Below are 25,173 nucleotides of genomic sequence, written 5' to 3'. Positions count from 1 at the left end.
ACTGATTTTTAGTAAAAACCAAGTTTTTGAAGGAAACGAAGCCGAGTTGGCTCTATTTAACACTGTTGATTCTCTCGGGGGAGGCCATTTTTATACTTCCTTTTGTATTGCCCCGTGTTTTTAGACCTACGGTTTTGGATGTTTTGCAATTGGACAATGTTCAATTGGGGCTTTGCTTTTCAGTTTACGGTCTTGTGGCAATGGCCTCCTATGTTATTGGAGGGCCTCTTGCCGACAAGTATGCTCCTCGGAAATTAATAGCCGTTGCTTTGTGGATGACTGCACTGGGTGGATTTTTGTTTGCCCAATACCCCACTTTTTGGGTGCTACAATTATTGTATGGTTGGTGGGGCTTCACAACTATTTTCCTTTTTTGGGCACCAATGATCAAGGCCACCCGAATCTGGGGCGGAAGAAATTCCCAAGGAAAAGCTTTTGGGTTTCTCGATGGTGGCCGTGGGATGACAGGTGCACTGTTCAGCTTATTGGGTGTCGTGGTGTTTTCATTTTTTTTGTCAAAATCCCCTGAAACAGCAAACCTTCAAGACCGAAAAGAGGCATTTACCTATGTACTTTATTTTGCTTCTATCATCATTATTTTGGTTGGGATTTTGGTTTGGTTTTATATGAAAACGAACGATAGCGGTGAAAAAGAAGTTCTTGAGCGGATTTCATGGAAGGATATCAAACAAGTTTTAAAATTACCTTCGGTGTGGTTGTTAATGATCATTATTCTTTGTGGTTACGTAGGGTATAAAATCACGGATATCATTTCCCAATATGCAGAAGAGGTAATGTTGTACAATCAGGTAGATTCGGCAAAAGTGGGTACTTTATTGCAATTTCTAAGACCTGCAACAGGTATTCTTTTCGGTTTGATTGCAGATAGATTAAAGATCACATGGCTGTTGGTTGTCAGTTTTGTTTTGTCATTGATTGGAGGGTTGCTGTTTGCCAGCGGAGCGATAGCACCTACTACAACATTCTTGTTTTTTATGTCGGTGGTTGTTATCGCTGCAGGAGTTTATGCTACTAGGGCATTGTACTTTGGGGTAATGCATGTAGGCAAAATACCATTGACCTTAACGGGAACAGCGGTTGGGCTCATTTCGCTGATAGGCTATACACCAGATGTTTTTGCAGGCCCGGCCTACGGTATGCTTTTAGATGCGCACCCCGGTGAAGAATTGGGACATCAAAATGTGTTTTGGATGTTGAGTGCTTTTGCATTTGTTGGAGGAATAGCAGCGTTGATCTATCACAAAAAATATGGTAAGCAGTAACCTTATTGGTTTCTGTATTTAATGCCTTGTTCTGAAAGAGATACGATTTCCTTGATTCTTTTTTTTCGAGTTTCTTCCCGTTTGGCCTGTTTGAGCCAATAGAGATAACTTTTTCTTTGACTATTGGTGAATTTTTTAAAGTTTTCCCGTGCAGTTTGGCAATTCTCCAAAGCTTTTTGCAAATCTAAAGGAACCACACCATTTTCTACATCGTCCAATTCGGTCCAGGAACCATTTTCCTTGGCCACCTCAATGGCTTTAAGACCACTTTTGTGCATTGATCCATTGGTCTTTAATTCTTTTATATGATTCTTGTTTACCCTGCTCCACGTGCTTTTTGGTTTTCTGGGGCAGAAATATTGTTTGCGTTTTCCATCGCCGAGACTTCTGACGGTACTGTCTATCCATCCGTAACAAAGGGCTACTTTAACGGCTTCTTCCCATCGCATACTTTCGTTTTGGTGTTCTACCTTGTAAAAAATCAGGTGTACACCAGTATGGGTTTTATGGTTTTCATGGAGCCACTCACGCCATTCATCATCATTTTTAAAATAATGCTCAGGATGCTTTTTCACACTATATTTTTTGCGTCTCTATGTAGAAGTTTTTGTCAAAGTCAACCTGGGTTCCTTCCAAATCTTCTGTTTTCCATTCAGCAGTGGGAAACAACCACTTTTCAGAACCATCTACGGATACTTTGATGGGCATATCAAAACCCGCCACAATGTCTACATACCTATAACTTATGGTTTCCCCATCAATTTTATATTCCAAGGCGGGTATTAGGGTGGTGCGCAGGTATTGATCAAAGAATGCAGACAGGTCTTTACCTGATTTTTCACTTAAATAATTTTCGATTTGTTCGGAAGTGACCGTTTGGTGGTGAAAATCTTTATTAAGGCCTCGTAACATTTGACGCCATTTTTCATCATCTTCCACCAATTGCCTGAGGGTGTGCAATATGTTGGCACCTTTGTAGTACATATCGCTGGAACCTTCTTTGTTGACCCCATAAGGACCAATAATTGGGCTATCATTTTGAATACTGGCACGAGTTCCGATCACATATTCAGCAGATGCATTTTTTCCAAAATGATAGTCGAGGTACAAAATTTCCGAGTAGGCAGTAAACCCCTCATGCACCCACATGTCTGCAATATCTTTATAGGTGATGTTGTTGGCGAACCATTCATGACCTGCCTCGTGAATAATTATGAAATCAAATTGTAAGCCCCAGCCTGTACCTGATAGATCACGCCCTAAATAACCGTTTTCGTATTTGTTTCCGTAAGTAACAGAACTTTGGTGTTCCATACCCAAATAGGGCACTTCCACCAGTTTGAACCCATCTTCATAAAAGGGGTAGGGGCCGAACCAATATTCAAAAGCCTGTAGCATCATGGGAGTTTGCACGAACTGTTTTTTTGCCTTTTCCAGGTTTTCTGGCAATACATAATAATCCAGCTTTAAAGGCCCGTTTTCACCTTCGTACACTTCTCCAAAATGAACGTAGTTCCCAATGTTCACATTTACACCGTAGTTATTTATCGGGTTTTTGACTACCCAATTATAGGTTTTATAATCACCAAGGTCCTCTACACTTTCCAACTGTCCGTTGGATACATCCATTAGGTTTTTGGGAACTGTGGCACTAATGCGCATGCTATCCACTTCGTCGTACATGTGGTCTTTATTGGGCCACCAAACACTGGCACCCAAACCTTGACAGGAAGTTGCAACAAACGGGTTGCCGTTTTTATCTTCCTTCCACGAAAAGCCGCCATCCCAAGGGGCTCTAACAGCTTCTTTAGGATTACCTGAGTACGTTATTTTTAGTTGATTGAATTCGCCAGGTATCTGCTTTTTCTTCAGTTTGATAAAATGGGCATTTCCTTCGGAAGTAAACTTTAATTGTTTGCCATCTTGAACTACAGCTTCAATCCTCATGGGTTCTTGAAGGTCAATTTGAAGCGTTTGAGCCGCTTTTAAAACCTTGTATCGAACAATATTATGCCCCGAAATGAATTTTTTAGAAGGGTCTACCTTTACATTAAGATGATAATAATTCAAATCCCACCATTCCCTTTCTGGGGTTATGCTGCCCCGCAACGTATCTTGTCGTGTAAAATTCTGAGCATTTAGAGAAGTTATACTCAATAAAAGCGTGACTATGATTAAAAATTGTTTCATAGAGCTATGGTAGTGATTATCTAAAAACCTTATTTGGAAAAACCACTGGGCTTTCGTGCCCATCTTTTCCAACGGCTGCTACCCCAAAGAAAAAATTGTCTATGACGATGCCTTCCAAGGTATGTTCGTTTACATCTCCAACATATTTGTAATTGTCCCAAGTCGGCGAGGTAGTATCCCTCCAGTAAATTTTGTACCCCACCGCTCCATCTACTTTACTCCATTTGAGTTTGGCGCTGGGTTCCACAATACCTCCAATTTCAACAGTTTCTGGTGATTGGGGAGCCCAAGCAATGGAGGCAAGGTTTATGGCATTTACTGCGGTAAGCTTCTTGGCGTACCCAAAATCAACGTGTTCCAAGACATCGCCATAGGCTATGCCGTTTTCCACGCGAATATCTTGATGCTGTTGGGTATAATTTTCATGGGCTTCCATAATCCGAATACCTGCGTAACCGGCGTCATTAAAAGGTCTGTGATGACCGCCTCGTCCAAAACGATCCAAACGATAGATCAACATAGGATTCATTTCGGGCATATAGGTCTTGGTAGTTTTGTAAACATACCTTGCCAGCTGACGGGAGATTCCATCGACTTCTCCACCATAAAAACGTCTGGCCGCTCTTTCCTCCTCTGTTTCGGTAGGCGGAACGGGTTCGGAGAATATTCTAAAATCCCTATTGCTCACTACGCCATCAACACCGGAGATGTTTCCAATCATATCATTGTTCAGAATGCCGACAATTTCCCAACTATTCTCTTTGGCGTAGGCAGCCAATCCTTTTCCACCATATAGTCCTTGCTCTTCGCCAGAAAGCCCCACGTAGATGATACTACTTTCAAACTTGTATTCTGAAAGTACTCGTGATGCTTCAATAGTTCCGGCCATTCCACTGGCATTGTCGTTGGCACCGGGCGAATCTGAAGTATAGTTGGTCGGGTCGCTAACACGTGAATCAATGTCCCCGCTCATTATAATGAATCGATTTGGAAATTTGGTTCCTCTTTGGATAGCTACCACGTTTACAATTTCAACATCTTTTACAATTCTTGCATTGTCTCCTTTTTCAATAAAGTTTTTTTGATAAAACACTTCCAAACAATCTCCGCAGTTTGAGGATATTTTCTCGAACTCAGATTTTATCCATCGTCTGGCGGCCCCAATGCCCCGGGTTTGGGAAACGGTATCGCTCAATGTATGCCTTGTGCCAAAATTAACTAAGGTAGTTACATCACTCTCTATTCGGTCTGCCGAAACGGAATTGATGATATCGTAGATGCGGGTATCAGCTTGGGAAAAGCCAACTGTTGTTATAGCTAAAAGTAGTAAAACCAGTGTTTTTTTCATGAGTTAAGAGGCTGTTTTGGTTTGAATTAGTATATGTAACTTATTTAATGAATGTAACCTTTACAATTTTACCGTTTTCTACTTCATAAATGGCAACTGTTCTAAAAACTTCCCCATTCATGGTCGCAGATTCTTCGTTGATAATTTTGTTTCCTAGAACAATGCTACTATTAATGTCGACATGTAAGTCCGAAGTATTTTTAAAAAGCGATCCATATTTATACTCTAGGTTCGGTTTGCCTTGTAAGGTAAGTATTTTTGGAAAGTTATACAGCTCCACATACCTTGAATACGTTTCTGTAAAAGCTTCAATATCCCTGTCGTTATATGCTTCCATTTGTTCTTTCACAATGCTTTCAGCATCGGTCAATGGGCCATCCGGGAAAATAAACGTCATGGTTGTTATGAGGCCGTTCTCAACTTTATAAATAGCGACTTGGTGGCCATCCCTACCATCGACTTTGGTGATTTCCTCATCTATAATGGTATTTCCAAGAATTATTCGGTTAACAACTTCCACACTAGAGGTTTTTACATTTTCGAAGAAACGTTCATAATTCTCAACCATTTTTTTGTTACCCTTATACATGATTTCATTTGGAAATCGTTGTACCCTAACATTTTCTGAAAAACAGGATGTAAAAGCCTCTAGGTCTCTATTGTTAAATGCATTAACCTGTGTTTGAATGATTTTGGCTGGTGATTCCTCGGCCACAAAAGCCAATCTTTTTCTGTTTGGACTAATGGCTATTCGACTGATGTTATTGATTTCTTCTTGGGGAAATTCAATTATGGTTTCCCAGACAGCTTCAGAACCAATATCCAAACTCAACAACTTTTTTCCTGCTCCCGTGATTATGATGTTTTCATCCAACCAGCAAATATCCTCTTCTTGGTCAAATACATTCGTTATTTTTTTTGTCAAACCAGTTAATGGGTCCAATGATAAAATTTCCCAGGTATTACTTTTTTTGCCAATAAAACTGACCAATTCGGTGCCGGGTATCGAGTGCAATGATCGTCCTACATTTTTATAAATAGTTTTTTGTGTGTTTTTTTCCAAGTCTATAATCACTAGATCCATTCGGTTATCCACCAAAATTGTGGCAACTAGAATATAATCGCTGAACCAAATATGGTAACCAATCTTTAAATCGGTAATTGGAGAGGATTCCCTTGTTTTTAAATCGTACTCGTACAAACGTTGTAAGCCATCAACATCGAGCCGAATGGCAGAAAAAGCATTTTTATTGGGAATACGCAAAGGTGAATATTCACTGCCTGCTGTTGTATAGGTTAACCATGATGAAGTGCTTCCTTCTTTCACATTGAATTTGAGGACATCTGTTTGCCCTTTTCTTGTAGAAGCAAACAAAATACTATCATCGTCCCAGAAAGAAGGTTGGTTGTCGTAACCATGATTGTTTGATATGTTTTTAGGATTGGTTAAAATTGGTTTTCCATTGTTTAGTTCTAGATCAAAGAGGTAAACCTCTGTTTGGGTCTGTGACCAACCATGGACACTTACCAACAAAAAACTTATAATGAAAAAACCTCGTATCATGGTTGTATAAAACGTTTTAGAAGTTGTCTTACTCTCGCTGTATTTTCCACATGGTATTTGGCCTGGGTTTTTTTAAGGCCAACTTTAACGGTGACAGCAGAATCCGGGAGTTCTTGGAACATAAATTCGTCTGTCCAATCATCGCCAATGGCAAATACAAAGTCATAATTGTCCTCACTTAACATACGCGTAGCCGCCCTACCTTTGTTCACGTTACTATTTTTGATTTCCATAACCTTATTGCCATTAAGCACGCTTATATCGTCATTGCCAATCAAACTCCGAAGTACCGTATTGAGTTCCGTTGCTCTTTTGTTTCCAAAATCTGGGTCGGTATTCCTATAGTGCCAAGCTAAGGAATAATTCTTTTCCTCAATAAAAGATCCTGGGGTTCTGTCCACAAAAGATTCCAAAACAGGTTTAATTTTGCCCATCCATTCACCCTTTACTTGTTCCAGCATTTTAAAATCTTCCCCATGTTTGGAAATCCATACACCATGCTCCACGATCATGTTATATTTTTTTGGCAAAAACCATCGTCCAAAGGTTTGTTTGTCTCTTCCACTTATCAAGAACAGCGTTGTGTTTTCTTGTGTGTGCAATGCATCCAAAAGCTCATAAAGTTCTTCATCTGGAGAGGCTTTTTGCGGATCTTTATGGAAACCGGCCAACGTTCCATCATAATCAAGGAACAATAAACGTTTTTTTGATTTTGTATATTCTTTTTCAATGGACAACAATATCTCTGAGGACATTTTTTCAGAAATAAAGGCTTTGCCCAAATCTCTTTTTTCTTTCAAGGCATTCATAAACTCGTTCGCCCACACCTCTACATTGTACCGTTCCAATCTTTTTTGCAAAAAGGTGTTTCGGGAAACTTGTTCTTCCATTGGCATATTGAGCGCTTGTTTTAAAGTATCTGCTTGTTGTTCAAAATTGTTCGGGTTAATCAATAGGGCTTCGTTCATTTCATAGGCAGAACCCGCCATTTCACTTAAAATAAGCACTCCTGATTTATCTGTACGGGTAGCGATGTATTCTTTGGCCACCAAATTCATCCCGTCCCGTAAAGGTGTAAGCCACGCTATGTCACTTGAGGTGTATAGGTCTATAAGGCTTTCAAAGGGCAAGGAGCGATAGAAATACCAAATGGGGGTCCAGTTGACGGTAGACAACTCCCCGTTAATTCTGCCTACCAATTCATCAACTTCCCTTTTAAGTAATTGATACTGGGGTACATTGGAGCGGGAGGGTACGGCCAGTATGATTAAACGCACTTTTTCTTTATACTCTGGATATTTTTGAAGAAAATATTCAAATGCGTTTATACGTTTGGCAATTCCCTTACTGTAATCCAATCTGTCTATGGAAAGAATAAGTTTGGTATCTGGTGCAGATGCAATGTGACTGTCTAAACGGACCTGTAGATCACTACGCTCTTCCGGGCTTTTAGAGTTGTGTAATATTGCCGCTTCCCTAAACTTTTTATAATCGATTCCCATGGGAAAGGAATCTACTTTTATGACCCTATTGTCCAGATAAATTTCATTGAAGCTTACATCCAGCCCCATAAGTCTTCTTACAGAACTTAAAAAATGTCTTTCATAATCGTAGGTGTGGAAACCAATAAGGTCCGACCCCAACAATCCATCCAAGATTTCCTCACGCCAAGGTAACGTCCGAAAAATTTCGTAGGAGGGAAAAGGAATGTGCAAAAAGAACCCGATTGTTGTGTCTGGGCGTTTTTCACGAACCATCTGTGGTACCAACATCAATTGGTAATCATGTACCCAAATCGTATCATCGTCATCAGCATGTTCAATAATGGTGTCGGCAAATTTTTGATTTACAGATTTATACGTTTCCCAAAATGTTAGTTCAAATTCGGAGTATTTTAAAAAATAGTGGAACAGTGGCCATATGGTCCTATTGCTAAAACCATAATAAAAACCATCAATTTCGTCTGCATTTAATTTTACTTTGGCGCAGCCATGTTCTTGTAGGGCACCGTCGATATCGTCTTCAAGTTCATGGGGAATATCTTCATCCGTTAGGCCCGACCAACCGATCCATAAACTTTCACCGCCGCTATGTACCGATTTCATCCCTGTAGCCAACCCTCCAACACTTGGTATTGCATTGAGGCTTCCATTGCTAATTTGTAATTGAACGGGTAATCGATTTGAGATTATGATAGTTTTGCCCATAAAAGGATGATTTTTGAGGTATTTTAATTTTTTGTTTCTTTAAAAATCGGGAAATTCGATCGCAAAACCAATTCAATCTAACCCTTTTGAGAATTATTGACCTATGGACAACTTGAATTATGGAATTATAGGGAATTGTAGAAGTGCGGCATTGATATCCAAAGAAGGCTCCATAGACTGGTGCTGTTTGCCTCAGTTTGACTCAACTTCGGTATTTGCAAAACTACTGGATGAGCAAATAGGGGGGAGTTTTGAGATTATACCCAAGGGAAATTACGAAATACATCAAGAATATTATAACCGGACCGCTATTTTGGTAACCCGATATAGTGAAGGGGAAAATGTTTTCGAGGTGCATGATTTTATGCCTCGCCATCATAAAATGAACGGGAAATACATGGCTCCCCCAGAAATAATCCGATACATTAAATATGTGTCGGGGAGTCCAAAAGTGTGTTTTAAGTACGACCCTAAATTGGAATATGCGGTTGGTAAGACCAAACACTATATAAAAGAAGATTTTATAGCGAGCCTTACCCATGAGAATAAATACGACACCTTATTTCTTTATACTTCTTTTGAGAAGAATAGTATTTTGGAACAGAAAGATGTAACGCTAGAGGAAGATGGCTACTTCTTGATTTGTTATAACGAAAAAATATTTAAACCTACTACGCAAAAAATTGCTTTGGAGCTGGAACGAACCAAAGTGTACTGGTTGGATTGGGTAGATAAAACGCCTACCTATAAGAAATTCAATGAGCAGATAATTCGAAGTGCAATTACCTTAAAAATGTTGACTTATGATAAAACAGGTGCTGTATTGGCAGCGGCCACTACTTCTCTTCCCGAAACAATAGGAGAGGTGCGTAATTGGGATTATCGTTTCTGTTGGATTCGTGATGCATCCATGGTAATCAAAGTGGTTTCGGAACTGGGACATAAGAATTCCGCCAAAAGATTTCTTCAGTTTATAATTGACCTAATGCCTGACAAGGATGAAAAACTCCAGATCATGTATGGTATCAATAAGGAAAAAAAACTCACGGAAATATCTTTGGATCATTTAGATGGTTACAAGGGCTCCAAACCGGTAAGGGTGGGTAATGCAGCGTATATGCAGAAACAAAACGATATCTATGGTATTTTGATGGATGTGATCTATGAGCAATTGAACTCCTTTAGTAATGATATTGAAAATGTGGAAGAGTTGTGGAACATCACCAAAGGCATAGTTTGGATCGTTGGTAAACATTGGCAAGAACCGGACAAAGGTATTTGGGAATTTCGTGGAGAGGATAAGCACTTTACTTTTTCAAAGGTATTGTGTTGGGTAGCCATCGACAGGGCCATAAAAGTGGCAAAAATGTTTGGTAAAACCCGTAAACTAGAACGTTGGATAGCTCTTGAACAAGAAATAAAAGATGATATTCATAAAAATGCTTGGAACAGTGATATCAATGCATTTGTGCAATCGTACGGTTCACGGCACTTGGATGCTTCGATACTTTTAATGGAGCCTTACGGTTTTATCCATGCTAGGGACCCTAAATATGTCAGTACCGTACAAGCTATTGATGAAGGGTTGAGTAATGACGGTCTTTTGTATCGTTATAAGAATGAAGATGATTTTGGATTGCCTTCATCATCTTTTACCATTTGTACATTTTGGTTCATCAATGCGCTGTTTAAAATAGGAGAGGAAGAAAAAGCTCTTGAACATTTTGAGCGTTTATTGAGCTACAGTAACCACCTTGGATTATTTAGTGAAGATATCGACTTTAAAACCAAAAGATTGTTGGGTAATTTTCCGCAAGCATATTCCCACTTGGCACTTATTGAATGTGCCATCAATTTTTCCAACAAACAAAAAGACGATGAAATTTTGGAATCGATAGGATAACAAATAAAAAAACGCCCCAATAGGGGCGTTTTCAAATCCATGCGGGTTTTCATCCCAACAAATATTTGAATTAGTCAAAGGTATACCCATTATCAGCGGCAACTTTCTCGGCTATCTGCGTTCTAAGTTTCACTACATTGGGTTGGTTCATATACTTGGTAAAGCGCTTAAGCCCCATTAACATCATGCGTTGCTCATCGCCTTCCGCAAAAGAAACTATGGCTTCCTTTCCTTTTTGTTGGATGATATCGACTGCCCTGTACAAATATAATTTGGACATGGCTATTTGTGTTGCCTGTGCTTCTTCGCCAAAGCGTTTAGCATTTTTTTCCGTTCTTAAAATAGCCGATTCTGCCATATAGACTTGAATCAGGATATCCGAGGCGGCCATCAGCAACATTTGCTGTTCTTCTAAATCTGGACCAAATTTTTGAACGGCACTTCCTGCAATCATTAGGAATACTTTTTTCAATCGGGCAACCAAGTCTTTTTCTTCTGAAAGTAACTCGGAGAAATCGGGTGCATCAAAAGATGGTATGCCCATTAATTCCTCGCCAACTGCCGTAGCTGGCCCTAAAAGGTCTACATGGCCTTTCATAGCTTTTTTTACCAACATTCCCACGGAGAGCATTCTATTAATTTCGTTGGTGCCCTCATATATTCTGGCAATACGGGCATCTCGCCATGCGGACTCCATAGGCGTATCTGCACTAAAGCCCATTCCTCCAAATACTTGGATACCTTCATCTGTGGTGTGCTGTACGTGTTCCGATACGGCAACCTTCAAAATAGAACATTCTATCGCATATTCCTCAACACCTTTGAGCTCCGCTTCTTGATGTGAATTACCATCTGCTTCCCTAATGGCTATTCTATCTTCTATATTTTTAGCGGCACGGTAAGAGGCGGCTTCATCCACATATACATTGGTAGCCATATCGGCAATCTTAGCTTTAATGGCACCAAAATTTATAATAGGAGTTTTAAACTGAATACGCTCATTTGCGTATTTAGTGGCCTCGCCAATTACACGTCGTTGTGCCTCCAAACACGCTGCGGCCAGTTTGATTCTTCCTATATTTAAGGCATTCATCGCAATTTTGAATCCATTGCCTCTTTCGGACAGCATGTTTTCAACTGGGACCTTGGTTTCATTGAAAAATACTTGACGGGTAGAGGAGGAGTGGATACCCAGTTTTTTCTCTTCTTCACCAAAGGAGATTCCATTTTCAGTGTCGTTTTCCACGATGAACCCAGTAATGTTTTTATCATCGCCAATTCTAGCAAAAACAATGAACATATTGCAAAATCCAGCGTTGGAAATCCACATTTTCTGTCCAGTAATACTATAATACTTGCCATCATCGGAAAGTACTGCTTTTGTTTTTCCCGAGTTAGCGTCGGACCCAGCTCCAGGTTCGGTTAGACAATAGGCGCCAAACCATTCACCAGTAGCTAATCTTGGGACGTATTTTTGTTTTTGCTCTTCGGTTCCGTATAATGTGATGGGCATGGTTCCGATTCCAGTATGCGCACCAAATGCTGTACTAAAGGACCCAGTTGCACCGGAAATGTAATCACAAACCAACATGGTAGAAACAAATCCCATACCCATGCCTCCGTAAGCTTCGGGAACTGCCACACTTAAAAGACCAAGTTCTCCTGCCTTTTTCATGCATTCTTCCGTATAGGCGTAATCTTTTTTCTCAAAGCGTTCCCAATGCGCCCATAGTTCTCTGTCTACAAACTCCTTGGTGCTTTCGCGCATCATTTTTTGTTCTTCGTTGAGGTCCTCAAGGGTGAACACGTCCTCACATTTGGTTTCCTTGACCAAAAATTGACCTCCTCTCAGTATGTCTTTTTCTTTTGTTTCCATAGTTGCTTAGATTAATAGAATCAAGAATCAAGAGCCAAGATTTACTTGTCTAAACTGGATTGAAAGCTTGAAATCATTTTTTGTTATTGTTTAGTGCTTTGTTTTATTTTTCAAATGCCTTATGATAAAAATTCAAATATACCAGCTGCACCTTGTCCAGTTCCCACGCACATGGTGACCATACCATACTTACCTTTCATGTCCCGTTTTCTCATTTCATCAAAAAGTTGAACTGATAGTTTGGCGCCTGTACATCCAAGTGGGTGACCGAGGGCAATGGCTCCTCCATTGACATTCACAATGTCTTGATTGAGCCCTAATTCTCGGATTACGGCTAAGGATTGTGATGCAAAGGCCTCGTTGAGTTCGATAAGGTCTATCTCGTCTTGTTTCATACCTGCCTGTTTTAATGCTTTTGGAATGGCTTTTACAGGGCCAATGCCCATAATTCTTGGCTCAACACCCGCTGCGGCATAGTTTACCAATCTTGCAATGGGTTCTAAGTTGAGTTCTTTTACCATTTCTTCACTCATCACCATTACAAAAGCGGCTCCATCACTCATTTGAGATGAGTTACCGGCGGTAACACTACCACCTGCTGCAAATACGGGCCTTAGTTTGTTCAAAGTCGGGATGTTGGTTCCTTTTCGTGGCCCTTCATCCTTGTTTACCGTGTATGATTTGGTTTCTTTTTTTCCTGCTTCGTTCACAAATGTATGCTCTACATCAATGGGCACAATTTGATCTTGAAAACGATCTTCTTCTTGGGCCTTCAACGCTTTCATATGGGAATTGAATGCAAATTCATCTTGGTCCTCACGTGAAACCTTGAATTGCTGTGCAACTGCTTCAGCAGTAAGTCCCATTCCCCAGTAATAGTCTTCGTTGCCTTCTTTGGCTGTGGCATAATCAGGCGTAGGCTTGTAACCTCCCATGGGAATGTAACTCATACTCTCCGCTCCTCCGGCAATGATACAATCTGCCATTCCCGATTGGATTTTGGCTGTTGCAATACCGATGGTTTCTAGTCCTGAAGCGCAATAACGGTTCACGGTCACGCCAGGGACGTCTTCAATATTGAGACCCATTAATGAGATAAGTCTTCCCATGTTCAAACCTTGTTCAGCTTCGGGCATGGCATTCCCCACAATAACGTCGTCAATACGTTTTTTGTCCAATTGGGGAAGCTCCTTCATTATATGTTCTATGGTTTCTGCGGCCAATTCATCCGGACGCTTAAACCTGAATACTCCTTTTGGCGCTTTGCCAATGGCTGTTCTATATCCTTTTACTATATATGCTGTTTTCATTTTAAAAAGTATTGAGAATTGAGATGTTAGTATTGAGATTACAGCTTTTGCCTTAATGAATAAATCATTTTTTGTATTTCAATACATTCATCTATCAGTATTTGTGCTTTCTGGTTTTTTGTTAAGTTTAATTCAATAATTAAAATCAATTGCGTCTGTAGTTCGTATAGAGAACCGTTCGCAATACTTAAAAAGTGCTTAAACTCTTTGTTTAAATTTCTTCCAGCTCCCTCGGCAATATTAGAAGGGACTGAAACGGCACTTCTTTTAATTTGATTTATCAAACCAAATTTTTCATCTTTTGGTAACTCAGGCATAAGTAGATAGATAGCTTTGGAAAGCTGAATCGATTTTCTCCAAATTTTTAAATCTTTTACTTTGTGCATTTCTGATTACTCAATTCTAGCATCTCATTACTATCGCAACTAGTTGCGAAGTGGTTTTCCTGTTTTCAACATGTGTTGGATACGTTCCAAAGTCTTTTTTTCAGTGCAAAGGGACAAGAATGCTTCTCGTTCCAAATCCAAAAGATATTGTTCCGTTACCATTGTTGCTTCTGAAAGGTCGCCCCCAGCCATTACGTAGGCCAATTTGTTGGCAATCTTTTTGTCGTGCTCCGAAATATAATGCCCAGCTTCCATGGAGTCTGTTCCTACCAAGAACATGCCCAAGGCTTGCTTTCCAAGAACTTTTACATCTTTTCGTTTTACAGGTTTAGTGTAGCCTGCATCTGCCATAATTTTAGCATGAGCTTTGGCCGTTGCAATTTGACGGTCTTTGTTGACCACTACAACGTCTTTTCCTTTTTGCAAGATGCCCAAATCAAAGGCTTCATATGCCGATGTTGATACCTTGGCCATTCCAATGGTCAGGAAATACTCTTGAAGCACATTTAACTCCACGTCATTTTTTTTGAAGGTATCCGAAGCTCGAAGCGCCATTTCTTTGGAACCACCTCCGCCAGGGATTACCCCTACACCAAATTCTACCAAACCAATGTAGGTTTCTGCAGCAGCTACTACCTTATCTGCGTGGAGTGAAAGTTCACAACCTCCGCCCAAGGCCATACCGTGCGGCGCGGCTACGGTTGGAATGGATGAGTATCGCATGCGCATCATGGTGTCCTGGAACATTTTGATAGCCATATTCAACTCATCATATTCTTGCTCCACCGCCATCATAAAAATCATTCCGATATTGGCTCCAACAGAGAAATTAGCTGCTTGGTTACCTACTACCAATCCTGCAAAATCTTTTTCAGCAAGGTCAACAGCTTTGTTCAAACCAGCAAGCACATCGCCCCCAATGGTATTCATTTTGGATTGGAATTCACAGTTGAGGATTCCATCGCCCAAATCTTCGATTACAACACCGCTGTTTTTGAAGACTTCTTTGGTTTTTCGAATGTTGTCCAAAATGATGAACGCATCCTGACCAGGAATTTTTTCCATGGTCTTTTTTGGAATATCGTAGAAATAGGTGTTGCCTTCTTTTACGGTGTAGAAGGAATCAATTCCTGCCTTTTTCATCTCGGTAACCCATGAAGCGGCCTCCAAACCTTCAGCCTTAATAAGTTCGAGACCTTTGTCCAAACCTACGGCATCCCAAATTTGGAATGGTCCATGTTCCCAGCCGAAACCAGCTTTCATGGCATCATCTATTTTATAGAGTTCATTCGTGATTTCAGGGATTCGATGGGTAACATAGGCGAACAAAGCACCAAAGCTTTTTCTGTAAAATTCCCCGGCTTTATCTTTTCCGCCTACCAATACAGGAAAACGGTCAATTACCTTGTCAATGGTTTTGGTGAGCTCCAAAGTGGCAAATTTTGCACTTTTTTTGGCACGGTAATCCATCGTATCCAAATCCAAGGTCAAGATTTCGCTCTTACCATTATCACCTTTCACTTTTTTATAGAAACCTTGTCCGGATTTGCTTCCTAACCATTTATTGTCCATCATAGTTTTGATGAAACCGGGTAATTGGAACAGTTCGAGACGCTCATCGTCCTTGCAATTGTCACTGATTCCGTTAGCCACGTGCACCAAAGTGTCCAAACCAACTACATCTACGGTACGGAAAGTTGCAGATTTTGGCCTTCCAATTACGGGTCCGGTCAATTTATCCACTTCTTCAACCGTCATTCCCAAATCTTTTACGGCGTGGAAAAGACTTTGGATACTGAAAATCCCTATCCTGTTTCCGATAAAGGCAGGTGTGTCTTTGGCAACCACTGAAGTTTTGCCCAAGAACTGTTCACCATAACCATTAAGGAATTCTAAAACTTCTTGTGAGGTTTTTGGACCTGGAATGATTTCAAAGAGTTTAAGGTATCGCGCGGGGTTGAAAAAGTGGGTTCCGCAGAAATGTTTTTGGAAATCATCACTTCTTCCCTCACTCATAAACTTAATGGGGATACCTGATGTGTTCGAAGTGATCAAGGTGCCTGGTGTTCTGTGCTTGTCCAGATTCTCGAACACTTGTTTTTTGATGTCCAATCGTTCCACTACCACTTCAATGATCCAATCTACATCGGCCACCTTGGAAATATCATCTTCCATGTTTCCTGTAGAAATGCGATCTGCAAATTTTTGATGATAAATAGGGGAGGGTTTGGATTTAAGGGCGGCGGTCAAAGAATCGTTTACTAAACGATTTCGAACTGCTTTGTCTTCCAAGGTAAGTCCTTTGGCCTTTTCTTTGTCGGTGAGCTCTCTAGGAACAATATCCAACAATAACACCTCGACCCCAATGTTCGCAAAGTGGCATGCAATACCACTTCCCATAATTCCGGAACCAATTACGGCAACTTTGTTTATATGCCTTTTCATGTGCGATTTTATAAATTAATTATTAGTTTGTTTTTATATAGATTTTCTTATCGACAATTAGCTTATTGATTATATCCAAAGTATTGAAAAAACCATTGAGGTTTTGTTCTGATATATGTTCTTTTGCTACATTATTAAACCGCAATACAACTTCTTTGGATTCTTCTCTTTTTTCCAAGCCTAATGGCGTAAGGAATATAAGCACACCGCGCCCATCTTTTGGATTTCGTTTTCGCAGTATATATTCTTTTTGTTCAAGCGCTTTTAATATTCTGGACAAACTTGTTGCTTCCATCCCCATTTTAGGACCCAATGTGGTACTCGGTGTACCTCCTTTTGGATCAATACTTAGTAAAGTAAATCCAATGGCCATTGTAAGCCCATAGTTTTTTGCCTCTTCATTGTACATTTTGCTAACTGCTTGCCAGGTAGCCCTAAGGGCATGATCAATGGTCAAATCTTTCATAGAACTGGTTTGGTGTTCTCAAATATAAGAAAATTTATTATGCATGCATAATAAATTTAGGTTAAGTATTTAAGAATTTACACCTTAGATAGCATTGATTGTATAAAGATATAGGTGAATTGAGAATGTTACATTACCCTAAAACATGTTCGAACTAAAAACATGGCATTAATATTCTGACATAATTAAAGATGTTTTCACTATGGTCAGTGCAGCCATAGTACTTTTCTCTTCAATTCATCATTCTACCATGATGTAAAGCGTTTTATCGATAGGTTCTTGATTCTCTCTCAGTATGAGAACCGAAATGATATATGATTATTACTACTTGAAAATAGAATGCTTTTTAGTGCTCATAAATATCATTGTACAAACGCAAGTACTTTTCTTTGATAACCTTTCTTTTCAGTTTAAGCGTAGGGGTGAGTAGGCCTTCTTCCACAGACCAAGCATCGGGGGTAAGTCTAAATTGCTTTACTTTCTCCCATTTGGCAAATTCTTGGTTGGCCCAATCCACTTCTTCTTGCATTCGTTCTATTACTTTCTCGTTTTTGGCGATCTCGGTATTGGAATCCAGTTGTAGGTCATGACGTTTGCCCCATTCTTTTACAAATTCAAAATTGGGCTGAATTATGGCTGCTGGCATTTTTTCACCTTCACCCACTACCATGATCTGTTCTATAAACCTGGATTGTTTAAAGCGGTTTTCCAACAGCTGCGGAGCTACATATTTTCCTCCAGAGGTTTTGAACATTTCCTTTTTTCGGTCGGTAATACGCAAAAAACCTTCGGCGTCTATTTCACCGATGTCCCCAGTATGGAAATAATCCCCTGTCATTACTTTTGCAGTTCTCTCAAGATCTTTATAATATCCCATCATAACATTGGGACCTTTGCAAAGAATTTCCCCGTCTTCTGCTATTTTGACTTCGACTCTATCTATAATTTTTCCGACCGTACCAATTTTCCAGCCTCTGTTGCGTTGATCATTAACGGCTATTACTGGAGAGGTCTCAGTGAGTCCGTAACCTTCCATTACAGGCATATTGGCTGCACCAAAAATTCGCGCAAGCCTTGGTTGCAAAGCAGCACTTCCAGAGACCATAACGGACAAATTTCCGCCAAGACCTTCTTTCCATTTGCTAAAGATCAATTTGCGGGCAAGACCTAATTTTTTTTCGTACCACCAGCCGTTGGCTCCGTAAGGCTCAAATTTCAGCCCAACTTCCACGGCCCAGAAGAACAATTTCTTTTTGATTCCCGTTAGTGCCGTTCCTTTGGCAATTATGGAATCATATACTTTTTCCAATAAGCGTGGCACCACGGTCATTACGTTGGGTTTGACCTCTTTTATATTATCACTGATTTTATCCAATCCTTCCGCGAAATGAATTTCTATCCCACAATATTGATATAAATAGAGAATCATTCTTTCAAAAATGTGGCAAATCGGCAAAAAGCTAAGCGCAACACCGCCAGCCTCAAAGGGTACCCTAACCTCGCTCGAAACCACATTAGAGACAATATTATCGTGAGAAAGCATTACTCCTTTGGGTTTTCCAGTGGTTCCAGAAGTATAAATAAGGGTTGCCAAATCTTCTGGTTTAACAGCGTTTTTTAAATTATCAACTTCATCTTGGTTGGTAGCGGACAAACCAACTTCCAAAACTTCTTTCCAGTTTTTACAATTATCGAGCTGGTCAAATGAATAAACCTCCTCCAGTTTTTTGATTTTTGAACTTATTGCAAGTACTTTTTCCAATACCTCCTCACAGGAAACAAAGCAGTATTTGGCTTCAGAATGGTTTAGGATGTACTCGTAATCATCTTCAGAGATGGTGGGGTATATAGGAACCGTTTGCGCGCCAATTTGTAAGACTCCAATATCCATTATGTTCCATTCTGTACGATTGGTCATGGAAATAATGGCAATCTTATCATTTGGTTTTACACCCATTTCCAACAAAGCTCGGCTTATCGCATTGGCCTTGTTTATGTATTCTTGGGTGGACGTGGAAATCCATTTACCGTCACTTTTAGTGACCAATGATTTTTCTAAGGGGTGTTTTTCAAGTTGATAGTATGGGAAATCAAATAATCGGGTAACAGTCTGCATAGTAAGTTTTGTGTAAAGCGATTGCAAAATAAGGAAAGGAAACCGTATTTTAAAACGAGTTATTTAAAAATGAACATAATTATTTGATAATATTATGGAAAATGCAATTTCATACCATCATGAGAGTCCTTAAATCCTAGTGCCTTGTAAAACTTCAAAGCATCTGGCCTTTTTTTATCGGTGGTAAGTTGTAAGAGATGTGCGCCCTTCACTTTTGAGTGCGAGATAGCCCACTGGAACAATTGTTTGCCAATCCCCTGGCCACGATAATCCTGATGAACCCTTACCGCTTCAATCTGTGCACGGATTCCGCCTTGATAAGTAAGAAATTGAATAAAGCTTAACTGGAGTGTTCCAATAACTTGTCCATTGTCGGTTTCCATCACCATCAACTCTTGATTGTGGTCAATGGCAATATTTTCAAAAGCAGAAAAGTATTTGTCTGGAAGAGGGTTTTGATAATCTTCCCGCAACATTCCTAGTTTATCATTTGCAAGCATTTCAACTATAAAGGGGACATCCTTTTTAGCTGCTTTTCGTATTGTCATTTTTTACTGTTTTTCCAACCAAACCCGCGCATTTACAAATGCATGTAACCAAGGTGATACTTCGTCGATTCTATCCTTTGGATAATGTGCCCAGTTCCAAGGGAATGTAGAGCGCTCAATATGGGGCATAGTCACTAAATGTCTTCCCGTTGCGTCGCAAAGCATGGCAGTATTAAAATCGCTCCCATTTGGATTGGCAGGATACCCTTCGTAACCATATTTGGCTACAATGTTATATTGGCCTTCACTATGTGGAAGACTAAATTTACCTTCTCCGTGACTTATCCACACGCCAAGTGTGGTGCCTGCCAAGTTGGATAGCATCACCGAGTTGTTCTCTTGTATTTTTACTGAAGTGAAATTACTTTCGTGTTTATGGGAATCATTATAGGTCATTCTACCATGTGTTTCATGTTCTGGGTTGATTAAATCCAGTTCCATGAACAATTGGCAACCATTGCAAATCCCTACAGAAAGTGTATCTGGTCTGGCAAAGAAATCTTTTAATGCTTTGTTGGCTTTTTCGTTGTATTTAAATGCTCCGGCCCATCCTTTTGCACTGCCCAGTACATCTGAGTTGGAAAAACCGCCCACTGCGCCAATAAATTGAATATCCTCTAAGGTTTCCCTACCCGTGATGAGGTCCGTCATGTGGACATCTTTAACATCAAATCCGGCCAAATACATGGCATTTGCCATTTCTCGTTCAGAGTTGCTCCCTTTTTCACGAAGAATAGCGGCTTTGGGTCTTGATTGTGGACGAGGAGTCAATGTTCCATCAAATTTTTCCGGAAAATTATAATTTAAGGGTTGGTTTTTATAATTTTCATAGCGGTCTTTGGCCAAGCCATTCGAAGTCTGTTTGTTGTCCAATAGATACGAAGTTTTAAACCAAGTATCACGTAAAGAAGCAATATTAAGACCGATTTCTATGCCATTATTTTTGATTTCTAAGGTGCTTTCTGAAGTTGGAACACCAATTTTTACAAAGTTGACACCGGAATCCGACAAAACGTTCTCAACCGAATCGTCTTTGGACTGAAATACAATACCAATGTTTTCAGAGAACAATAGTTTGATGATATCCTGCTCGCCAATAGCGGACAAATCCAATTTTGCACCCAAATCATTATCGGCGAAACATAGTTCCAACAATGTTGTGATCAAACCACCGGAGGCCACATCGTGCCCTGCCAAAATCTGGTTGTTCTTGATTAGTGTCTGCAAGGTGTTAAAAACAGTTTTTACATATGCTGCATCTAAAACAGAAGGGGCTTCGTCACCAATTCCATTCAAAACCTGAGCAAAAGACGAACCACCAAGCTTATGACTTTCTTTTGATATATTGATATAGTAGATGCTTCCGCCATTCTTTTGAAGGACAGGCTCCACTACTTGGGTAATGTTGTTGCAGCTAGCCCCTGCGGAAACAATTACGGTTCCAGGAGATAATACTTCCCCATCCTTATATTTTTGTTTCATGGAAAGCGAATCCTTTCCAGTGGGAACATTTATGCCAAGATCTATGGCAAATTCAGACAACGATTTAACAGCTTCATATAGGCGAGCATCTTCACCTTCATTTCTACAGGGCCACATCCAGTTTGCGGATAATGAAACTGATTTTAAACCATCTTTTAAAGGTGCCCAAACAATATTGGTCAACGATTCTGCCACGCTGTTTCTGCTTCCTGCCACGGGATTTATCAAACCTGAGATAGGGGAGTGTCCAATGCTGGTGGCTATTCCTTGTTTCCCTTTAAAATCCAAGGCCATTACACCGCAGTTGTTCAAAGGTAATTGTAGAGGTCCCGCACATTGTTGCTTTGCAACACGTCCGCCCACACAACGGTCCACTTTGTTCGTTAGCCAATCTTTACAGGCCACCGCTTCCAATTGGAGTACTTGTTCTAAATAATCGTGGAAGTGTTCCACGGAATAAGAAAGTGCAGGATATTTCTGTTGTGTGGATTTATCCTCCATTATAGTTTTTGGAGAGCTTCCGAACATATCGGAAAGTTCCAAGTCCATCGGGGTCTCGCCAGTTTTTTTAGAGGTAAATTTAAAGGTGTTATTATCGGTAACGGTACCTACATTGTACATAGGAGAGCGTTCTCGTTCAGAAACACGGTCCAATAGACCCAAATCTTTTTCACCGATTACCAATCCCATACGTTCTTGGGATTCGTTGCCTATCAGTTCTTTTTTAGAGAGGGTTGGGTCGCCTACGGGAAGTTTGTCCGTATCAATGGTTCCGCCCGTTTCTTCCACTAATTCAGAAAGACAGTTTAAGTGCCCACCGGCCCCATGGTCGTGAATGGAAACTATGGGGTTGTCATGACTTTCAAACAACCCACGAATTGCGTTTGAAGCTCTTTTTTGCATTTCTGGATTGGAACGTTGTACAGCATTCAACTCAATCGAAGAGCTAAACTCACCTGTATCCGCACTGGATACGGCTGCTCCGCCCATCCCAATTCGGTAATTGTCGCCACCTAGAATAACTATTCTGTCTCCTTTGCTCGGCGTATCCTTTAAAGCTTGGTCTGTTTTTCCATAACCAATGCCTCCCGCCATCATAATTACTTTGTCAAAACCTAATTTTCTGACTTCTTCCTTATGCTCAAAAGTAAGTACTGAACCTGCAATCAAGGGTTGTCCAAATTTATTTCCGAAGTCGGAAGCTCCGTTGGATGCTTTTATCAAAATATCCATAGGCGTTTGGTACAACCAATCTCTTTCTTTCATTCCATTTTCCCAAGGACGGTTTTCTTCCAAACGGGAATAAGAAGTCATATAAACGGCGGTACCTGCCAAGGGTAACGATCCTTTTCCACCTGCCAAACGGTCTCTTATCTCACCCCCAGAACCTGTGGCAGCACCATTGAAAGGCTCCACCGTAGTAGGGAAGTTGTGCGTTTCTGCTTTTAACGATATAACGGAATCAAACTCTTTTTCTTCGTAAAAGTCGGGTTTATCTGCACTTTTTGGTGCAAATTGGACCGCCTTTGGACCTTTTATGAACGCCACATTGTCCTTGTATGCAGAGACAATATCGTTGGGGTTGGCTTCAGATGTTTTTTTAATCCATTTGAATAGGGAAGCGGGCATTTCTTCACCATCGATCACAAAAGTACCATTGAAAATTTTGTGTCTGCAGTGCTCAGAATTTACTTGACTGAAACCAAACACCTCGGAATCCGTTAGTTTACGGTTTAATTTTTTTGAGAGACCTTCCAAATAAGCAACTTCTTCATCGCTAAGGGCGAGCCCTTCTTTCTCGTTGTAAAATGCAATATCATCAATCTCCTGAATGGGCTCTGGAACAATATCAATAGTAAAAATATCTTGTCCCAATCCGTTGTATTTTTGGGAAAGCATGGGGTCAAAATCAATAAAATCTTCTTTGACGGCATGGAATTCCTCAATACGAACAATACCTGTGATGCCCATATTTTGGGTAATTTCGGTGGCATTGGTACTCCAAGGGGTAACCATAGCTGCCCGCGGGCCAACAAAAAAGGCGTCGAGTGACGCCGCTTCAATCTTAGGCTGGTTGCCAAACAACCAAGTCAGTTTGTCAATGTCTTCCTTAACGATTTCCTGAGTGGTTTGGACGGCAAAAACCTTGGTAGCCTTGTCCCCAAAAAAATGGATCATACAATCTATGCGTTGAACGGTTTGAGAAAATGCAAATTTACGATTTTGGAACGTATTTTGTCCAACAGTATATGTGTTTTGTTAACTAAGTATTGTTGATAGTATTAATATTTAAAAAATAAGAACCGCAATTTTTATCTATTCACTAAAAGTAATATTGTGCAAAGTATTAATCTTATCTAATTAAAGTTGTTTTCCTATCTTAGAAGAAATATAGCTAACTCAAAATCAATCTTATGAAAACTATCAAAATCCTGTTTTGCGGGATGTTGCTTTTTGGTGGTGCTACCACTACAACCGCACAAAAAAAATATTCCAAGAGTCAAGTCAATAAACTAAAAGCAGAAGTACAAGCCATTGTGGAGGCCAATAAAAAGCAGACACAAGTTATGGTGGACAAAATCTTCAGTTTTGCCGAACTTGGGTTCCAAGAAGTGGAGAGTACCAACTATCTTACTGGAATATTGGAAGAAAATGGTTTTACCATTGAAAACTCAGTTTCTAATATTCCAACATCATGGTTTGCAACTTGGAGCAATGGTGAAGGTCCTGTAATTGCACTGGGGAGTGATGTGGATTGTATACCTAAAGCATCTCAATACCCCGGAGTGGCCTATCACAAACCTATGGTAGAAGGAGCGCCGGGCCATGGCGAGGGGCATAACTCTGGGATTCCGTTGAACATTACATCTGCATTGGCCGTTAAGGAGGTGATGGAAAAAGAAGGAATTGGTGGGACATTGATTCTTTGGCCAGGCATTGCCGAAGAATTAGTTGCGGCCAAAGCTTGGTATGTAAGAGATGGCCTTTTTGATGATATTGATATGTGCATTTTTACACATGTTAGTAGTAATTTGAGTGTTTCGTGGGGGCCAACTCGAGGTACTGGTTTAATTTCAGTTGAATATATGTTTGAAGGTGAAGCGGCACATTCCGCAGGAGCACCTTGGAGAGGGCGAAGCGCTCTGGATGCAGCTGAATTAATGAATGTTGGATGGAATTATAAAAGAGAGCACTTGCACCCACTAAAACGTTCACACTCTATTTTTACCGATTCTGGTGACCAACCTAATGTGGTGCCTTCAAAATCAGCTATTTGGTATTATTTTAGAGATGTTACTTACGAAGGTATCATGGAAATGTATGCCGAGGCCAACGATATTGCCAAAGGTGCTGCTTTAATGACCGGAACCAAAATGACATCTCGTGTGTTAGGGACTGCATGGCCAAGACATTTTAACAAGGTGATTGCCGAAACCATGTATGAGAATATTCAAGAGGTAGGACTTCCCACATGGTCAGAAGCTGATCAAGAATTGGCAAAAGCAGTGCAAACAGAAATGAATTCCCAGAAAATTGAAGGTCTTCCGACCGAACTTTCAGAAATTGGACTGCCTGTATTAGAACCTGTTAGTGGAGGTTCTGACGATATTGGTGATGTTTCTTGGAAAGTACCTACGGTTACCATGCGTTTTCCATCCAATATTCCAGGATTGCCGGGCCACCATTGGGCCAATGCCATAGCCATGGCAACTCCAATCGCACACAAGGGAGCGACTGCGGGAGCCAAAGCAGAAGCTATGACCATCATGGATTTTTTATTAAAACCAGAATTGTTGGAACAAGCTTGGGACTATTTCAATAATGAGCAGACCAAAGAAACAAAATATGAGCCTATGATCTCTGCCGATGATATGCCACCAACGTTTTTAAATAAGGACAAGCAGGATATGTTCAGACCTGCCTTGGAGAAATTCTATTATGACGAAACCAAGTATGACACCTATTTGGAGCAATTGGGTGTTGAATATCCCACGGTTAAGCAATAGGTTGTTGTTTAAAAACAAATTGGAATCCTGAAGATCAGCTAG

The 25,173-nt window shown here is 40.3% G+C and carries 16 protein-coding genes; 3 read left to right on the top strand and 13 right to left on the bottom strand.

The window, feature by feature from the left end; all coding sequences use genetic code 11:
- The first annotated feature begins 26 nt into the window (after positions 1-26).
- Positions 27-1,283, top strand: coding sequence for an MFS transporter (locus tag MWU56_RS04630; RefSeq protein ID WP_247042668.1), 1,257 nt, complete (start codon positions 27-29; stop codon positions 1,281-1,283).
- A gap of 2 nt (positions 1,284-1,285) precedes the next feature.
- Here the strand turns inward: MWU56_RS04630 and MWU56_RS04625 are convergent, their stop codons facing one another.
- The 5 genes from MWU56_RS04625 to MWU56_RS04605 are packed head-to-tail and all read right to left on the bottom strand — an operon-like array spanning position 1,286 to position 8,592.
- Positions 1,286-1,858, bottom strand: coding sequence for a YdeI/OmpD-associated family protein (locus MWU56_RS04625; protein WP_247042666.1), 573 nt, complete (start codon positions 1,856-1,858; stop codon positions 1,286-1,288).
- A gap of 1 nt (position 1,859) precedes the next feature.
- Positions 1,860-3,473, bottom strand: coding sequence for a M1 family metallopeptidase (locus MWU56_RS04620; RefSeq protein WP_247042664.1), 1,614 nt, complete (start codon positions 3,471-3,473; stop codon positions 1,860-1,862).
- Positions 3,474-3,489: 16 nt separating this feature from the next.
- Entirely contained in the window at positions 3,490-4,821 is a 1,332-nt protein-coding gene (locus MWU56_RS04615) for a M28 family metallopeptidase (protein ID WP_247042663.1), read from the bottom strand.
- Between the two features lie 40 nt (positions 4,822-4,861).
- The gene (locus MWU56_RS04610) at positions 4,862-6,385 is read right to left on the bottom strand and encodes a nuclear transport factor 2 family protein (protein WP_247042662.1); all 1,524 of its coding nucleotides are present in this window, start codon (positions 6,383-6,385) and stop codon (positions 4,862-4,864) included.
- Positions 6,382-8,592, bottom strand: coding sequence for a bifunctional alpha,alpha-trehalose-phosphate synthase (UDP-forming)/trehalose-phosphatase (locus MWU56_RS04605; RefSeq protein ID WP_247042661.1), 2,211 nt, complete (start codon positions 8,590-8,592; stop codon positions 6,382-6,384). Before MWU56_RS04605 ends, MWU56_RS04610 begins: the two co-directional genes overlap by 4 nt.
- A 103-nt stretch (positions 8,593-8,695) precedes the next feature.
- On the opposite strand from MWU56_RS04605, the gene MWU56_RS04600 reads away from it, so the two are divergent.
- Positions 8,696-10,495 carry a glycoside hydrolase family 15 protein gene (locus MWU56_RS04600; protein WP_247042660.1) on the top strand — a complete coding sequence of 600 codons (1,800 nt, stop codon included), beginning with the start codon at positions 8,696-8,698 and terminating at the stop codon, positions 10,493-10,495.
- A 70-nt stretch (positions 10,496-10,565) separates the two neighbouring features.
- On the opposite strand, the gene MWU56_RS04595 is transcribed toward MWU56_RS04600, so the two are convergent.
- The 8 genes from MWU56_RS04595 to purL all read right to left on the bottom strand — a co-directional run bounded on the left by MWU56_RS04595 (position 10,566) and on the right by purL (position 23,302).
- The gene (locus MWU56_RS04595; RefSeq protein WP_247042659.1) at positions 10,566-12,371 is read right to left on the bottom strand and encodes an acyl-CoA dehydrogenase family protein; all 1,806 of its coding nucleotides are present in this window, start codon (positions 12,369-12,371) and stop codon (positions 10,566-10,568) included.
- A 119-nt stretch (positions 12,372-12,490) separates the two neighbouring features.
- Positions 12,491-13,681: an acetyl-CoA C-acyltransferase gene (locus tag MWU56_RS04590; protein ID WP_247042658.1), complete on the bottom strand. Its 1,191-nt coding sequence runs from the start codon at positions 13,679-13,681 to the stop codon at positions 12,491-12,493.
- Between the two features lie 38 nt (positions 13,682-13,719).
- On the bottom strand, positions 13,720-14,067 hold the full coding sequence (locus MWU56_RS04585) for a four helix bundle protein (protein ID WP_247042656.1): 348 nt from the start codon (positions 14,065-14,067) through the stop codon (positions 13,720-13,722).
- A gap of 39 nt (positions 14,068-14,106) precedes the next feature.
- Positions 14,107-16,512: a 3-hydroxyacyl-CoA dehydrogenase/enoyl-CoA hydratase family protein gene (locus tag MWU56_RS04580; RefSeq protein WP_247042654.1), complete on the bottom strand. Its 2,406-nt coding sequence runs from the start codon at positions 16,510-16,512 to the stop codon at positions 14,107-14,109.
- A gap of 22 nt (positions 16,513-16,534) precedes the next feature.
- Complete coding sequence (locus tag MWU56_RS04575) at positions 16,535-16,978, bottom strand: MarR family winged helix-turn-helix transcriptional regulator (RefSeq protein WP_247042652.1); 444 nt, start codon at positions 16,976-16,978, stop codon at positions 16,535-16,537.
- A 346-nt stretch (positions 16,979-17,324) separates the two neighbouring features.
- Entirely contained in the window at positions 17,325-19,094 is a 1,770-nt protein-coding gene (locus MWU56_RS04570) for an AMP-dependent synthetase/ligase (RefSeq protein WP_247042651.1), read from the bottom strand.
- A 92-nt stretch (positions 19,095-19,186) separates the two neighbouring features.
- Positions 19,187-19,642 carry a GNAT family N-acetyltransferase gene (locus MWU56_RS04565; protein WP_247042650.1) on the bottom strand — a complete coding sequence of 152 codons (456 nt, stop codon included), beginning with the start codon at positions 19,640-19,642 and terminating at the stop codon, positions 19,187-19,189.
- Positions 19,643-19,645: 3 nt separating this feature from the next.
- The gene (purL, locus tag MWU56_RS04560) at positions 19,646-23,302 is read right to left on the bottom strand and encodes a phosphoribosylformylglycinamidine synthase (protein ID WP_247042649.1); all 3,657 of its coding nucleotides are present in this window, start codon (positions 23,300-23,302) and stop codon (positions 19,646-19,648) included.
- 236 nt (positions 23,303-23,538) lie between these two features.
- Between purL and MWU56_RS04555 the strand changes: the two genes are divergently transcribed.
- Positions 23,539-25,131, top strand: coding sequence for an amidohydrolase (locus MWU56_RS04555; RefSeq protein ID WP_247042648.1), 1,593 nt, complete (start codon positions 23,539-23,541; stop codon positions 25,129-25,131).
- The last annotated feature ends 42 nt before the right edge of the window (positions 25,132-25,173 follow it).

Origin of the sequence: Allomuricauda sp. F6463D (genome assembly GCF_023015965.1) — a bacterium.
Lineage (GTDB): Bacteria > Bacteroidota > Bacteroidia > Flavobacteriales > Flavobacteriaceae > Flagellimonas.
This window is presented reverse-complemented; position numbering and strand designations above follow the sequence as displayed.